Origin of the sequence: Streptomyces sp. AA4, assembly GCF_000158875.1 — a bacterium.
In the GTDB taxonomy this organism is placed as follows: Bacteria; Actinomycetota; Actinomycetes; order Mycobacteriales; family Pseudonocardiaceae; genus Amycolatopsis.
This window is the reverse complement of the sequence record NZ_GG657746.1, coordinates 324,038-338,504: the sequence shown is the minus strand read 5'-3', so window position 1 is coordinate 338,504 and position 14,467 is coordinate 324,038. Positions and strand designations below refer to the sequence as shown.

Here is a 14,467-nt window from a genome sequence, read left to right as displayed (position 1 = left end):
AGTGCCGGGACGGCTTTTCGAAGCTGGTAAAAGACCGCCTGCGTCAGCGGGTCTCTTTGTGAGTCCGGTGCGTACCGCAGTTCGGGCAGAACTTCTTCATCTCCAGGCGATCCGGGTTGTTGCGCCGGTTCTTCTTGGTGATGTAGTTGCGGTGCTTGCACTCCTCGCACGCCAGCGTGATCTTGGGTCGCACGTCGGTGGCAGCCACAGCGTTTCCTTCTCTCTCAGATCCGGGGGCCAGCCCCGTCGTTACCGCGTAGCGGTGGCCGGACTTGAACCGGCGACACAGCGATTATGAGCCGCTTGCTCTGCCAACTGAGCTACACCGCCCTACGTGACACCCACCCCGCCGCGACCCGTCAAGCCGGACTTAACCCCGGCCGGGGGTCCAGGGGGCTAGCCCCCTGGCGGAGGTCTGGGGGTTCGACCCCCAGATGGACGCCGCGAAGCGAGCCACGTCTGCGTTTTCCGCAGACATAGCTCGCCTACTCGCGAGCCCCTTTACGGAATCGAACCGTAGACCTTCTCCTTACCATGGAGACGCTCTGCCGACTGAGCTAAAGGGGCCTTGCCTCTCGCGAGGACTTGGAAAGATTAGCAAGGGGGTTCACCCGGCTGTGCAACCGGGGTCGGTTAACCGCAAAACCTCAGGTCAGCAGGGTCAGCACGGTCTCCGAGTGCCGTCCCGGCGAGCGCGCCGTGCGGGCCTGCAGCCACGCCTCCAGCCGGTCCTCCGGCAGCGGCCGCGAGATCAGATAACCCTGGGCGACGTCACATCCCATCGCCTCGAGCTGATCGCGCGCCACGTCCTCCTCGACGCCTTCCGCGACGACCGTCAGGCCCAGCGAGTGCCCGAGTTCGACAATCGACCGCACCACCGCGAGGTCGCCGAGATCCGTGCCCATGCCGAGCACGAAGCTCTTGTCGATCTTGACCTGGTCGACCGGCAGCTGGCGCAGGTACGCGAGCGACGAATAACCGGTGCCGAAGTCGTCCACCGCCAGCACGATGCCCAGCGAATGCAGCTCGCGCAGGATCGGGAGCGCCTTCTGCGGGTCGGACATCACGCCGGACTCGGTCAGTTCGAACGTCAGCAGCTCCGGCGGCACGTCGAAGCGCTCCAGTTCGTGCTGGACCTTCGCCGGGAAGTCGTCGTCGGACAGGTTGCGCACCGACAGGTTGACCGCCGCGGAGATCCGCAGGCCCTCGTCGAGCCACTTCCGCACGCGCTTCAGCGATTGCTCCAGCACGAACGACGTCAGCACGCCGATCAGGCCGGCCGCCTCGATCGCGGGCACGAACTCGTCCGGGCCGAGCCTGCCGAATTCCGGGTGCACCCAGCGCACGAGCGCCTCGACGCCCTGGACCTGCCGGTTCGGCAGCGTCACCTTCGGCTGGTAGTGCACGGAGACGTGGCCGTCTTCCAGCGACTGCCGGAACTGGGTGACCATCTGGAACCGGCGCAGGAAGATCTGGCCCATGCTCGGCACGTAGCCGCGCACTTCCTCGCCGCCGCGGGTGGCGCGGACGGCGACGTCGGCGCGCTGCAGCAGGCCGTCGACGTCGACCTCGCCGGCGTCGTCCGCGGAGCTGGCGTAGCCGATCATCGCGTTGGCCTCGACGGAAAGCCGGTCCACCGGATACGGCTCGGACAGCTGCACGCGAAGTCGTTCGGCGGCCCGATGCGCGTCGTCGACCGTGCAGTCCACCAGCAGCGCGGCGAAGGACGCGCCTTCGAGCCGGGCGAGCGGGACGTCCGGGCCGAGCGCGCCGCGGATGCGCGTGCCCGCGGCGATGACCATCCGGTCCGCCCACGAGTAGCCGAGCGCGTCGCTGACCGTGGAGAAGACGTCGAGGTCGATCCGCAGCACCACGACCTCCGCGGATTCGCGCAGCGGATCCCGGGAGACCTGCTGGAATCCCGGCCGGTTCAGGTGCCCGGTGAGCGGGTCGTGGTAGGCGTCGTGGCGGAGCGTGGCGAGCAGCCGCCGGTTGTCGAGCGACGTCGCGAGGTGGCTGGCCATCGTGCCGAGCAGCTGGACGTCGTACTTGCCGAAGCCGCGCCAGCGCGAGAGCCGGTCGTGCGCTTCGACGACGCCGAGCAGCTGGTTCGCGCTGCGCAACGGCACCACGAGCGCTTCCTGCGCGCTGCGTTCCAGCAGCGCCGCACGGACGTCCGGGTTGGCCTCGGTGATGCGGAAGTGCCGGACGTGTGCGCCGGGCAGCCGCAGCAGCGGGTCGTCGTGGGCTGGGTCGGCGGGCGGCAGTTCGTTGCCCGCGACCACGACGCGCATCGGGTCGTCGGCCTCGAGCCGCAGCCGGAGCACGACGCGTCCGGCGGCGAGCTGGTCCTTGATCCGTTCGGCGATCGTGGCCCATTCGCGCACGTCGACGCCGCCGACCAGTTCCTCGGCGCGGCTCGCCGGACGAGCCGCGGCCTGCTGACCGGACCGCGCGACCATCAGGCTGACGTCGGACAGCGCTTCCATGTCCCGCTGTTCGCGAAGCAGATCGGAGTACGCCCAGTACAGCGCGGTCAGGCCGAGGAACACCGCCAGCACCAGCGGCCAGGCCTGCGGGGTGCTCGCGATGACGAGGTAACCGGTGAGGCCGACCGACGCGTTGACGAAGCCGACCACGAGGATGCGGCCGGTCAGCCGGATCGCGGTGCTCACGCGCATCCGGCGGCGCAGCACGCGCACGGCGGCCAGCGCGAGCAGCGTGCTGACCAGCGGCGCGGTGAGCGTGCCGGCGAGCGCGGCGACCCACGGCATGGTCGGCCCGCCGCCCATGGCCAGGTGCACCACTCCGGCGACGGCGAACGCACCGGTGATTTCGAGCAGGAACGCGCCCGCGTTGTAGAGGACCCGGCCGGCGACCCGGCGGGCCAGCAGCGTGCCGATGCCCGCCACGAGATGCGCGGCGAGCACCACTTCGAACGGGGCGACGAAGAAACCGATTACCAGCGGAATCTCGGTGAATGAGATGGTCCACGAAATGCCGCTGCGGACGTCGACGTTGATGCCGAGCTGTTCGGCGAGCAGGAACGCGACCGCGAGCACCGGGCCGATCCACCACAGCTTGGCCGAACCGTGGAACGGCAGCCACGCGCCGACGGCGAGGGCCGCGAGCAGGCCGAGGCCCAGCACGAAGAAGGTGTAAACCCGGAAGCGGCTCTCGTCCGTGCGGCCTTCGGCCGGTGCGGAGCCAGCACCTCCCGAGCCCATCGCCTCCGGCGCGGTACCGGGATGGGCGTTGCTGTCCGGCATCCGACCTTCCTTCCCGGCTGCCCGGTCGCGCTCGTCCGTGACGTCAGGTGTGGGCGAGGGCGCCACCTTACCCCGTAGGGCGTACCGGCGTCCCTTTCGAGACAGTAGGAGATCACCCCAGGGTTAACAATGGGCGTTCTTCTCTGACCTGCGTGGACCAAGGAGTGAAACTCCCGGTTCACCCCGGAACCCCCGGGCCGGGGAGTGTTCTGGGGGTCTTTTCCGGCCCGGTCGGCGGACAATGGCGGCATGCACAACGACGTGACAGCCACCGGCCATGCGGCGCGCATCGCCACGGTGGACGCGCTGCTTCCCGCGCCGCTCCCCTTCGAGGTCGGAGGGGATTCCGTCCTGCTTTCCGCCGAGGTCGGCGACACCACCGCGGCGGGTCTGAGCACCTGCACCGGACTCGGTCCGGACAGCCCCCGTTCGATGTGGCGGGCGCTGGTCGAGCACCGGCTGGAGGTCCAGCTCGCCGGTCCCGATCCGGCCGCCGGACTCGACGCCCTGCTCACTCGATGGGATGAACACCTGCGGTCCCTCGCCCGAGTGGGGGATACGGAGTGCGCCGCGGTGCTCTCCCGGCCCAGCCGCGACACCGCCGGGGCCACCGAACTCCTCCGGCACGGCTTCGCTCCGGTCGGCGTGCTCGCGGTCCGCCCGGCCCAGCGCATGGCCGCCGGACCCGACACGACGCCGGGCGTCTGCATCCGGCACGCGACCCCGGACGACCTCTCCACCGCGGTCGCGCTGCAGCTCGAACTGCAGCGGTACGACGCGCAGTTCGGCCGGATCACGCTCCGGCCCGGCGTCGAGGAGCTGATCACCAAGGAACTGCTGCACCACCTCGAACGGCCCGAGCCGCAGGTGTGGATCGCGGAGCTGTACGGCCAGCCGCTCGGCATGGTCGTGCTGCAGATGCCCGACGAGACCGGCTGGATCCGGCACCGGGTAGCCGCTTCCCGCGTGGGTTACCTCTCGTCGCTGGCGGTTTCCGAGGCCGCCCGGTCGTCCGGCGTCGGCACCGCGCTGGCCGCCCACGCGCACCAGGTCTTCGACGAGGCGGGCGCGGATGTCGTGCTGCTGCACCACGCCGTGGCGAACCCCCGGTCGACGCCGTTCTGGTACGCGCAGGGCTACCGCCCGCTGTGGACCGGCTGGCAACGCCGGCCCGCCGTGCGTTCTCGCTAGTCTGGCGTTCGCCAGGCCATCCGAGGGGAGTCCCAGTGACCGAAAAGCCCGACGCCGCACCGAAAGCGCCGGAAGGCGTCGATGTCGAGAAACCTTCGGCCGCGCGGGTCTACGACTGGTACCTGGGCGGCAAGCAGAACTGGGCGGTGGACCGGGAATTCGGCCGCAAGGTCGAGAAGATGTGGTCGCTCGCCCGGCCCGGCGCGAAGCAGAACCGCGAGTTCATGAACCGCGTGGTGCGCGCCGCGCTGGACGCGGGCATCCGGCAGTTCCTCGACCTGGGTTCCGGGGTGCCGACCGCGGGCAACGTGCACGAGGTGGTCGAGGCCGCGCTGGGCGACGACGACGAGGCCACCGTGGTGTACGTCGACTACGAGCCGGTGGCCGTGGCGCACGCGACGCTGATCCTCGAAGACGAGGCGGCCACCGACTGGGCCGGCATCGTGCAGGCCGACCTGCGCGATCCCCGGGCCGTGCTGAACCACCCGCGCACCCGCGAGCTGATCGACTTCGACAAGCCGGTGTGCGTGATGCTGATGGCGGTGCTGCACTTCGTCGGCCCGGACGACGATCCGGACGGCATCGTGCGCGCCTACCGGGACAAGCTCGTGTCGGGCAGCTGGCTGGCGATCTCGCAGATGAGCGAGGGCGACGGCAGCGGTCCGGCACTGGAGGGGCTGCGCTGGTTCGTCGAGCAGTACCGCAAGACGAGCAACCCGATGTGGCTGCGCGACCGCGACGAGATCGAGCCGTTCTTCGGCGGCTGGCCGCTGCTGGAGCCGGGGATCACGCATCTGCCGGACTGGCGGCCGGAGCGCGAGCTGAACGCGGTCGAGGCGGAGGCCCGGCCGTTCGCCTGGTGCGCGGTGGCGCGCAAGCCGTGACCGCCCCCGACGCACCGGAGGGCGTGGACGTCGACAAGCCGTCCGCCGCCCGGATCTACGACTGGTACCTCGGCGGCACCCAGAACTGGGCGGTGGACCGGGAATTCGGCCGCCGCGCCGAGAAGGTGTGGCCGCTGATCCGGCCGATGTCGCGGGAGAACCGGGCGTTCATGAACCGGGTCGTGCGCGCCGCGCTCGACGCGGGGATCCGGCAGTTCGTCGACCTCGGGTCGGGCGTGCCGACGGCGGGCAACGTGCACGAGATCGTGCGCGACCACCTGCCCGCGAGGGTCGTGTACGTCGACTACGAGCCGGTCGCGGCGGCGCACTCGCGAGTGATCCTCGAAGGCGAGGACGCGACCGACTGGGCCGGGATCGTCGAACGCGACATCCGCGATCCGGAGGCGATCTTCGCCGACGAGATCACCCAGGAGCTGATCGACTGGTCCCAGCCGGTGTGCCTGCTGATGATCACCGTGCTGCACTTCCTCGGCCCCGGCGACCGGCCGGACGAGCTGGTCGCCGCCTACCGCGACCAGCTCGCGCCCGGCTCGTGGCTGGCCGTCACGCACGCCACCTGCCGGGACGACGCACCACCGGCTCGGGCCGCCGAGGTCCGCCGGTTCGTGGACGCGTACCAGGACACGTCGAATCCGGCGTACCTGCGCTCGGCCGACGAAATCCGGCCGTGGTTCGGCGGCTGGCCGCTGCTGGAGCCGGGGATGAGCGCGCTGCCGGACTGGCGGCCGGACGAGCCGGTGACGGAGTTCGCCGCCGAGGTCCGGCCGTTCGCATGGGGCGCCGTCGCGGTCAAGCCCTGACTTCTCTCCCAGCGAACACTCCCGCGGAAACAAACCCGCCCTTCGGAGAGTTGAGCACCTCAGACTCAACTATTCGAGGAGTGCACATGTCCGACCCCCGCCTCCTGCCCGTCCTCCCGCTCGATGACGACGTCGTGCTGCCGGGCATGGTGGTCCCGCTCGACCTCGGCGACGCAGAGACCCGGGCCGCAGTGGAGTCCGCACAGGCCAAGACCCCTTCCTTCCCCGGGATCCGTTCGGGCGCGGCGAGCAAGGCCGAGGTCCTGATCGTCCCGCGCGTGCACGGCGAGTACGCCGAACTGGGCACCGTCGCGACCGTCGAACGGATCGGCCGCGTCCCCGGCGGCAAGTCCGCCGTGCTGCTGCGCGGCACCGCGCGCGCCGTTGTCGGCCGGATCGCCGACGGACCCGGCGCGGCCCGCTGGGTGCACGCCGACGCCGCTGACGAGACTTCCGACGAGACTTCCGACGACCGCACCGCGCAGCTCGCCGCGGAGTACAAGGCCGTGGTCATCTCCGTGCTGCAGCAGCGCGGCGGCTGGCAGATGATCGACGCCGTCCAGCAGGTCGAGGAGCCCTCCGCGATCGCCGACCTGGCCGGCAACGCGCCGTACCTGTCCACCGACCAGAAGCTGGAGCTGCTGAGCGCGCTCGACGTCAGCGTCCGGCTGGAGAAGGCCCTCGAGTGGAGCCGGGAGTACCTGGCCGAACTGGAGGTCACCGAGACCATTCGCAAGGACGTCGCGGACGGGATGGAGAAGCAGCAGAAGGAATTCCTGCTGCGCCGCCAGCTCGAAGCGATCCGCAAGGAGCTGGGCGAGCTCGACGGCACCGCGGCCGACGACGACTACCGCGCCCGCGTGGAAGCCGCCGACCTGCCGGACGAGGTGCGCAAGGCCGCGCTGGCCGAGGTCGACAAGCTGGAGCGGACGTCCGAGCAGTCGCCGGAGGGCGGCTGGATCCGGACCTGGCTCGACACGGTGCTGGAGCTGCCGTGGAATGAGCGGACCGAGGACGTCTACGACATCGCCGCCGCGCGCGCCGTGCTCGACGCGGACCACGCGGGCCTGGACGACGTCAAGGAACGGATCATCGAGTACTTGGCCGTGCGGAAGCGGCGCGCGGAATCGGGTCTCGGCCCGGTCGGCGGACGGCGGTCTGGTGCTGTTTTGGCGCTCGCCGGTCCTCCGGGGGTCGGCAAGACGTCGCTCGGCGAGTCGGTCGCGAAGGCGATGGGACGCAAGTTCGTGCGCGTCGCGCTGGGAGGCATCCGCGACGAGGCCGAAATTCGCGGCCACCGGCGCATGTACGTCGGCGCGTTGCCGGGCCGGATCGTGCGGGCCATCAAGGAAGCCGGTTCGATGAACCCGGTCGTGCTGCTCGACGAGATCGACAAGGTCGGAGCCGACTACCGCGGCGACCCGACGGCCGCGCTGCTCGAAGTGCTGGACCCGGAACAGAACCACACGTTCCGCGACCACTACCTCGAGGTGGAACTGGATCTGTCCGATGTGGTCTTCCTGGCCACGGCCAACGCGCTGGAGACCATTCCCGGCCCGCTGCTGGACCGGATGGAACTGGTGACGCTGGACGGTTACACGGAGCACGAGAAGGTCACCATCGCGCGGGATCACCTGCTCCCCCGCGAACTCGAGCGGGCCGGTCTGGCGTCCGGCGACGTGGTGCTGACCGACGACGCGTTCAGCCGGATCGCCGCGGAGTACACCCGCGAGGCCGGGGTGCGCGACGCGAACCGGACGATCGCGAAGGTGCTGCGGAAGATCGCGACGAAGGTGGCTTTGGGTTCGGTCTCGCTGCCGCTTTCGGTGTCGGCGGCGGACCTGGAGACCTACCTCGGCCGCCCGCGGCACGTGCCGGAATCGTCGCTGCCGACGGCGACCCAGCGGACGTCTTTGCCCGGCGTGGCAACGGGTCTGGCGGTCACCGGCGCGGGCGGCGACGTGCTGTACATCGAGGCGTCGCTGGCCGATCCGGAAAGCGGGGCTTCGGGCCTGCAGCTGACCGGGCAGCTGGGTGACGTGATGAAGGAGTCGGTGCAGATCGCGCTGTCGTACCTGCGCTCGCACGGTGCGGAGCTGGAACTGCCGGTGGGAGACCTGCGTGAGCGGGGAATCCACGTCCACGTCCCGGCTGGTGCGGTGCCGAAGGACGGTCCGTCCGCGGGTATCACGATGACGACCGCGCTGGCTTCGCTCCTGTCCGGGCGGGTTGTCCGGGCTGATGTGGCGATGACCGGAGAGGTTTCGCTGACCGGGCGGGTGCTGCCTATTGGCGGAGTGAAGCAGAAGCTGCTGGCCGCGCACCGGGCGGGGATGAAGACGGTGATCATCCCGCAGCGGAACGAGCCGGATCTGGACGACGTGCCTGCTGAGGTGTTGTCGCAGCTGGAGGTGCACGCGGTGGCTAACGTGCGGGAGGTGTTGGAGTTGGCTCTGACGCCTGCTTCGTCGGAGGTTCCGCAGGCGGCTTGACCGTAGGTCCGTGAAGGGCTCCTTGAAGGAATCTGATTCCCTCAAGGAGCCCTTCACGGCACGTCAGGAGAAGTCGAACTCCCGCCGCGGAGCCGCCGCGAACTTGCCCTGTCCTATTTGGACATAATGGTTGCCGCGTTCCACGGGGATTCTTCGGGATCCTCGGCCCAGGTCGTAGCTCACGACTCTCCTCCGAAAGAGAATCAGCCCCGCGCACCCGCGAGCAAGGCCACGTTCATCACGTATTCGCCGTATCCCGATTTAGCCAGTTTCGTGCCCAGCGCATGGCATTCGTCCGCGCTGATGAAGCCCATTTTCAGCGCGACCTCTTCCAAACACGCGATCCGCACCCCGGTCCGGTGTTCCAGCACCTGCACGAACTGGCCGGCCTCCAGCAGCGAATCGTGCGTGCCGGTGTCGAGCCAGGCGAAACCGCGGCTCAGTTCGATCAGCTTCGCGCGGTCGCGGCGCAGGTAGGAGAGGTTGACGTCGGTGATCTCCAGCTCGCCGCGCGCGGAGGGCTTCAGGTTGCGGGAGATGTCGACGACCTCGTTGTCGTAGAAGTACAAACCGGTGATCGCGTTGTTCGACCGCGGTTTCTTCGGCTTTTCCTCAATGGACAGCAGGTTGCCGTTCTCGTCGATCTCGCCGACGCCGTACCGCTCCGGGTCTTTCACCTGGTAGCCGAACAGGACGCAGCCGTCGAGGTCGGTCGCCGCGGTGCGCAGGGTCGTGGAGAAGCCTTGGCCGTAGAAGATGTTGTCGCCGAGGACCAGCGCGACCGAATCGTCGCCGACGAAGTCCGCGCCGATCACGAACGCCTCGGCGAGACCGTTCGGGCTCGGCTGTTCCGCGAAGGACAAGGACAGGCCGAACTGGCTGCCGTCGCCGAGCAGGCGGCGGAAGTTCGGCAGGTCGGCGGGCGTCGAGATGATCAGGATCTCCCGGATCCCGGCCAGCATGAGCACCGAGATCGGGTAGTAGATCATCGGTTTGTCGTAGACCGGCAGCAGCTGCTTCGACACGGCCTGCGTGATCGGATGCAGACGGGTTCCGCTGCCCCCGGCGAGCACGATGCCCTTCACAGCCCCTCCTCACGTGCGGTGGTGGGGTTCACCGTACCGAGTGAGCGCGGAGGCCGTCTGGCGCTTCCCTCGACTCTCAGAAGGCCGGGCCCTTGCCGAAAAAGGCCTGGCAGCCGTTCGCGTACTCGGTGGCGATCTCCAGCACGTTCTTCCCGCCGTCGACCGGCAGCACCGTGGACGAATAGTTGGGGCAGTAGTTGTTGTAGATGCCGCTGATGTGTACCGGCGCGGGGAGTTCGTACCAGTTCCCGGCGCCGAAGTCGTCGTTGGCCAGCAGCGTCTGCCCGTTCCCGGACACCGGGTCGCCGTCGGCGGTCGTGTAGATCTGGCCGACCATCACCAGCCGCACGCCGTTCGGGCCGCCGGGGAAGAGGCTGGTCGTCTGGGCGTGCTGGAAGTAGTTGCCGCTCGCGGTGTTGACGCGCGTGCCCGGATCGGCCGGATCGCCCCAGTTCGCGCCGTCGGCGGAGATTTTGTAATACGGGTCGCAGTAGCGTTCGCGGTAGTTGCAGATCTCGTAGCCGAACCAGTACCGGCCGTCGGGCAGCCTGCGGATGTTCGGCATGCCCGGACGCACCCGGGACGGCCCGATGGCCATCGTGAGCTGCTTGGTGCCCCAGGTGATCCCGTCGGTCGAGGCGACGCGGTTGAGCACCTGGCCGTACTTCGGCGCTTGCGTCTCGTCGGCGTAGTGCAGCCAGAGCGTGCCGCCGGCGTCCACAGTGAACTCCGGTTCCCAGATGCCGTCGTGGTTGTGCGAAAGCGCGGCCTCGGACAGATAGCGCCAGTTGTGCCCGCCGTCGCGGCTGGCCCACACCTTGATCCCCATCCGGCGCTCCGGGCCCGAGTCCTGGCGGTAGGTCGCCGCCCACAGCAGCGTGCCCGCCCGCATCCGGCCGACGCGCTGCGGGAGTTCGTACAGGGTTCCGCAGCACTGGCCGAACCTGGCGTCGGGGTCGCGGATCACGCCGATCTGGTGGAAGCTCGCGCCCTCGTCGGTGCTCTCGAGGATCGGCGCGAACCGGCCGTCGCCGTCCTCGCTGGTCAGCGACGCGATGATGTTCCCGCGCCCGAACGGCGAGTGCTCGAGCCGGATCAGCCGGGGGTACGAGCCGAAGCCGGGCACGAGCAGCTTCTTCTCGGCGGCTTCCGCGACGGGCGTCAGCGCGGTCACGAGGACCGCCAGCGAGGTGAGGAAGGCAAGCACGGGAGTCCAGCGGCGCATCCAGAAACTCCTCTCACGACCGGACTCGCGATTACACCACGTGTTCGCCCCGACACCATCGATTTCGCCTGGTCACCCGCGTGAATCCACCCCTTCGAGCGGGCCGCTGGGCTGTTCAGGGACACCCGCCGCGTAACGACCGGGCGGAGCGTGACGAAAGATCATCCGGAGGCCCCGTCGGGGCACGCTAGGGGGAACCATGCGCCGCATTCGCCTGGCCGCAGTCTGCGCGGCGGTGGCGCTCACCGCGTCGTGCGCACTGCAGCCGACCGGCATCGGAGCGATCCGGTACCCGGAAGACGAACCAGGCCGCGCCCCCGTCCCGGTGCAGCCTCCGCCGCCGCGGCCGGAGAAGCCGCGCCTCGCCGAGAACCCGACGGAAACGCACCAGGGCAAGAACAACGCGACCGTGCCGTTGACGTGGCCGTCCGGAGTCGCGGGATTCCTCGCCTTCGACTGTCCGAAGTGCACCGGAAACGTCGCCGTGACGACCGACGGAACGGAAGGCCTGCTGGTCAACGACGCCGACGCCTACCACGGAACGGCCTGGTTCAACGTCTCCCCCGGCGGCAAATCGGTGCACACGCTGACGATCGAGGCAAAGGGCTCGTGGACCGCGACGATCACCGACCACCGCGGCGTGCCGGTCGTCGAACCGGGAAAGCCGTACAACGGCCACGGCGACGCGGTGCTGGCAGTGCCGCCGGGCCTGGTGTGGGGGAAGTTCTACACGGGTTCGAAGGGCTCGAATGGCGTCTGGGTCCTTGCCGACGGCTACCCGCATCTGGCGGTGAACCACATCGGGGAGACGACCGGGGAGTTTCCGCTCACCGGGCCCACGTATGTGGCGGTGGAGACGTACAAGGCGGATTGGACCTTCACGGCCTTCTAGGCGCTGCGGACGCCGGGGCATCCGCAGCGCCGGCGGCTCACCGGTAGTTGGTGAACTGCAGAGCGATCTCGAAGTCCTTGCCCTTCAGCAACGAGATCACCTCCTGCAGCTGGTCCTTCTTCTTGCCCGACACCCGCAGCTGGTCGCCCTGGATCTGGGCCTGCACGCCCTTCGGGCCCTCGTCCCGGATGAACTTCGCGATCTGCTTCGCCTTGTCCGACGCGATGCCCTGCAGGATCTTGCCGCTGATCTTGTAAATCTTGCCGGAGATCGCGGGCTCGCCCGCCTCGAAGGCCTTCAGCGAGATGTTCCGCTTGATCAGCTTCTCCTTGAAGACCTCCACCGCCGCGAGGGCGCGCTCTTCGGTCTCCGACTCGATCGCGATGGCTTCCTCGCCGGACCAGCTGATGCCGGTTCCGGTGCCGCGGAAGTCGAACCGCGTGCCCAGTTCCTTGCTGGCCTGGTTGAGCGCGTTGTCCACCTCCTGGCGGTCGACCTTGCTCACCACGTCGAAAGAGGGATCCGCCACGTGTCCTCACACCTTGTCTCAGCTCGTCAGGGACCCCCAGCGTAGCGCCGGGGGATCCCGGTTGACCGGCCGTCCGGACCGTTGGGTATCCTTCTTCCCGGCCGGTTCGCCCGGCCATGGCAGGTTACCCAAGCGGCCAAAGGGATCTGACTGTAAATCAGACGGCTCAGCCTTCGGGGGTTCGAATCCCTCACCTGCCACCCACAGACCAACGCCCCGGCTGTCCACTGCCGGGGCGTTCGTCGTAAATACCGCCTCCCCACGGGCCGCCGAGTGCTACCGTCGCTCTCCGCTGGACGGAGGTTCGCATGCACAAGCTGGTAGTTCTGTACCCCAAGCCCGACGATCCCGAGCACTTTCGCGACTACTACGTGAGCACCCATCTTCCGCTGGTCGCGCAGATGCCTGGCCTGCTCGCATACCGCTACAGCTTCGACATCACCGCGGCGCCGGGGCAGACTCCGTACTTCGCGGTGTTCGAGGCCGACTTCCCGGACGCTGCGACGCTGTCCGCGGCTAGGTCGTCTCCGCAGGGGCAGAAGGTGTCCGCCGACGTCGCCAATTACGCCAGCGGCGGGGTGTTCGTCATGGACTATCCGGCGCAGGACGGCGTCGTCTGAGCCTGGAACGCGCTCGGGCTTGACCCTCCTGCGACAGGAGGCTCCACGCTGGTGCGCATGAACGAATTTCGCGGCCCGGTTCCGACTCCCGCCTACGACGCGGTGTCTCCGGGCAACTACCTCGGCTTCTACGGGATGCCGATGTTTCCCAACGTGCCCACTGCCGACCTCGACGCCTCCACCGACTTCTGGCTTCGCGGGCTCGGCTTCGACAACCTTTTCACCCTCCCCGGCCAGCTCGTGCACCTGCGTCGCTGGGCGTTTCAGGACGTGCTGCTCAAGCCGGGAACCCCGGCGGCCCCGAGCGAGGTCAGCATCAGTTTTTCCTGTGTGCTCAGCGAACTCGACGAGATCGCCAAGCGGTGCGAGGAGATCGCGCCGGGCTGCACGACCGGGCCGGAGCTGATGCCGTGGAACTCTCGGGAGCTGACGGTCGTCACGCCGGAGGGCACGAACGTCGTGATGACCGCGGCGGTGCCGATCGACCCGGACGGTCCCGTCGCGGAGCGGATGCGCGCCGTGGGGATCGACGTCCCCCGGTCGTGAACTGCGACACTGAGGTCGTGCCCGAGCAAGACGGCCTCACTGTCGGACGCACGGCGACGCTGGTCGGCGTGAGCGTCAAAACACTGCATCACTGGGACGCGGTCGGCCTGGTGCGCCCGAGCGGGCGCACCAGCGCCGGCTACCGCGTGTACTCCGCCGAGGACATCACGCGGTTGCATCGGGTGCTCGTCTACCGGGAGCTGGGCTTCCCCCTGTCGGAGATCGGCCGCCTTCTGGACGACCCGTCGGTGGACGCGCACACCCATCTGACCCGCCAGCGGCGCGAGCTGCGCGAACGCATCGCGCGGTTGGAGCACATGGTGTCCGCGGTGGACCGGATGGCGGCGGCCACCCGCGGCGGGATGCAGCTGACGGCGGAGGAGCAGGTCGAGATCTTCGGGTCCGACTGGAATCCGGAGTGGATCGACGAGGCCGCCGAGCGCTGGGGCGACACCAAGCAGTGGGCGGAATACCGCGAGCGGACCACCGACCTGACTCCGCAAGACTGGCAACAGGCCGCGGCCGAGCACGAAACGCTCCACGCCGACCTGGCCGCAGCACGGCGAGCCGGAGTCGAGCCAGGAACCCCCGAGGCGAACACCCTCGCGGAGCGCCACCGAGCCACCCTTTCCAAGTACTTCGACTGCACTCATTCGATGCAGGTCTGCCTGGGCCGCCGATTCGTAGAAGAAACCGGATACAGCGAGTACTACGACGGATTGGCCCCCGGCCTGGCCACCTGGCTGCGAGACGTGATCTTCGCCAACGCAATCGCCCACGGCGTAAACCCAGCAACAGCAGAGTGGGAATAACACCCACCCAGGCACCCACACCTCCCCCGCCCCCGATACGAAGCCAAAACACGGCGCTGGGGTGCTTGTCAAGGCATCTTTCCCGCCTTGACAAGCACCCC

13 protein-coding genes and 3 tRNA genes are annotated in these 14,467 nt (G+C 68.9%); 9 read left to right on the top strand and 7 right to left on the bottom strand.

Going from position 1 to position 14,467, the window contains the following annotated elements; genetic code table 11:
- Positions 1-43: 43 nt before the first annotated feature.
- From rpmG to SSMG_RS01640, 4 genes are all read right to left on the bottom strand, one after another.
- Positions 44-208 (bottom strand): 50S ribosomal protein L33, encoded by a 165-nt coding sequence (rpmG, locus tag SSMG_RS01655; protein ID WP_005152047.1) that lies wholly within the window; start codon positions 206-208, stop codon positions 44-46.
- Between the two features lie 49 nt (positions 209-257).
- Positions 258-330, bottom strand: a tRNA-Met gene (locus SSMG_RS01650).
- 164 nt (positions 331-494) lie between these two features.
- Positions 495-567 (bottom strand) — tRNA-Thr (locus SSMG_RS01645).
- A gap of 80 nt (positions 568-647) precedes the next feature.
- Entirely contained in the window at positions 648-3,269 is a 2,622-nt protein-coding gene (locus tag SSMG_RS01640; RefSeq protein ID WP_037712238.1) for a bifunctional diguanylate cyclase/phosphodiesterase, read from the bottom strand.
- Between the two features lie 249 nt (positions 3,270-3,518).
- Between SSMG_RS01640 and SSMG_RS01635 the strand changes: the two genes are divergently transcribed.
- From SSMG_RS01635 to lon, 4 genes are all read left to right on the top strand, one after another.
- On the top strand, positions 3,519-4,460 hold the full coding sequence (locus SSMG_RS01635; protein WP_037712236.1) for a GNAT family N-acetyltransferase: 942 nt from the start codon (positions 3,519-3,521) through the stop codon (positions 4,458-4,460).
- Between the two features lie 35 nt (positions 4,461-4,495).
- Complete coding sequence (locus tag SSMG_RS01630; RefSeq protein WP_009072182.1) at positions 4,496-5,344, top strand: SAM-dependent methyltransferase; 849 nt, start codon at positions 4,496-4,498, stop codon at positions 5,342-5,344.
- The gene (locus SSMG_RS01625; RefSeq protein WP_009072180.1) at positions 5,341-6,165 is read left to right on the top strand and encodes an SAM-dependent methyltransferase; all 825 of its coding nucleotides are present in this window, start codon (positions 5,341-5,343) and stop codon (positions 6,163-6,165) included. Before SSMG_RS01630 ends, SSMG_RS01625 begins: the two co-directional genes overlap by 4 nt.
- Before the next feature lie 86 nt (positions 6,166-6,251).
- Positions 6,252-8,657, top strand: a complete 2,406-nt coding sequence (lon, locus tag SSMG_RS01620; RefSeq protein ID WP_037712234.1) for an endopeptidase La — start codon at positions 6,252-6,254, stop codon at positions 8,655-8,657.
- A 203-nt stretch (positions 8,658-8,860) separates the two neighbouring features.
- On the opposite strand, the gene rfbA is transcribed toward lon, so the two are convergent.
- The gene (gene rfbA / locus SSMG_RS01615; RefSeq protein ID WP_009072176.1) at positions 8,861-9,742 is read right to left on the bottom strand and encodes a glucose-1-phosphate thymidylyltransferase RfbA; all 882 of its coding nucleotides are present in this window, start codon (positions 9,740-9,742) and stop codon (positions 8,861-8,863) included.
- Between the two features lie 76 nt (positions 9,743-9,818).
- On the bottom strand, positions 9,819-10,967 hold the full coding sequence (locus tag SSMG_RS01610; protein WP_009072175.1) for a hypothetical protein: 1,149 nt from the start codon (positions 10,965-10,967) through the stop codon (positions 9,819-9,821).
- Between the two features lie 199 nt (positions 10,968-11,166).
- Between SSMG_RS01610 and SSMG_RS01605 the strand changes: the two genes are divergently transcribed.
- Positions 11,167-11,859, top strand: coding sequence for a hypothetical protein (locus tag SSMG_RS01605; protein ID WP_009072173.1), 693 nt, complete (start codon positions 11,167-11,169; stop codon positions 11,857-11,859).
- Between the two features lie 37 nt (positions 11,860-11,896).
- On the opposite strand, the gene SSMG_RS01600 is transcribed toward SSMG_RS01605, so the two are convergent.
- Complete coding sequence (locus tag SSMG_RS01600) at positions 11,897-12,388, bottom strand: YajQ family cyclic di-GMP-binding protein (protein WP_009072171.1); 492 nt, start codon at positions 12,386-12,388, stop codon at positions 11,897-11,899.
- Positions 12,389-12,506: 118 nt separating this feature from the next.
- Between SSMG_RS01600 and SSMG_RS01595 the strand changes: the two genes are divergently transcribed.
- From SSMG_RS01595 to SSMG_RS01580, 4 genes are all read left to right on the top strand, one after another.
- Positions 12,507-12,588: transfer RNA gene (locus SSMG_RS01595), tRNA-Tyr, on the top strand.
- Positions 12,589-12,696: 108 nt separating this feature from the next.
- Positions 12,697-13,008 carry an EthD family reductase gene (locus tag SSMG_RS01590; RefSeq protein ID WP_009072170.1) on the top strand — a complete coding sequence of 104 codons (312 nt, stop codon included), beginning with the start codon at positions 12,697-12,699 and terminating at the stop codon, positions 13,006-13,008.
- 57 nt (positions 13,009-13,065) lie between these two features.
- Entirely contained in the window at positions 13,066-13,554 is a 489-nt protein-coding gene (locus tag SSMG_RS01585) for a glycosyl transferase (protein ID WP_037712232.1), read from the top strand.
- Between the two features lie 17 nt (positions 13,555-13,571).
- The gene (locus tag SSMG_RS01580) at positions 13,572-14,366 is read left to right on the top strand and encodes a MerR family transcriptional regulator (RefSeq protein ID WP_009072165.1); all 795 of its coding nucleotides are present in this window, start codon (positions 13,572-13,574) and stop codon (positions 14,364-14,366) included.
- Positions 14,367-14,467 lie beyond the last annotated feature (101 nt).

What these genes read in the sequence shown, in the direction of transcription:
- SSMG_RS01640 (WP_037712238.1), bottom strand. Translation starts at nt 3,269, where the DNA reads ATGCCGGACAGCAACGCCCATCCCGGTACCGCGCCGGAGGCGATGGGC.
- SSMG_RS01635 (WP_037712236.1), top strand. Translation starts at nt 3,519, where the DNA reads ATGCACAACGACGTGACAGCCACCGGCCATGCGGCGCGCATCGCCACG.
- lon (WP_037712234.1), top strand. Translation starts at nt 6,252, where the DNA reads ATGTCCGACCCCCGCCTCCTGCCCGTCCTCCCGCTCGATGACGACGTC.
- SSMG_RS01610 (WP_009072175.1), bottom strand. Translation starts at nt 10,967, where the DNA reads ATGCGCCGCTGGACTCCCGTGCTTGCCTTCCTCACCTCGCTGGCGGTC.
- SSMG_RS01605 (WP_009072173.1), top strand. Translation starts at nt 11,167, where the DNA reads ATGCGCCGCATTCGCCTGGCCGCAGTCTGCGCGGCGGTGGCGCTCACC.
- SSMG_RS01590 (WP_009072170.1), top strand. Translation starts at nt 12,697, where the DNA reads ATGCACAAGCTGGTAGTTCTGTACCCCAAGCCCGACGATCCCGAGCAC.
- SSMG_RS01585 (WP_037712232.1), top strand. Translation starts at nt 13,066, where the DNA reads ATGAACGAATTTCGCGGCCCGGTTCCGACTCCCGCCTACGACGCGGTG.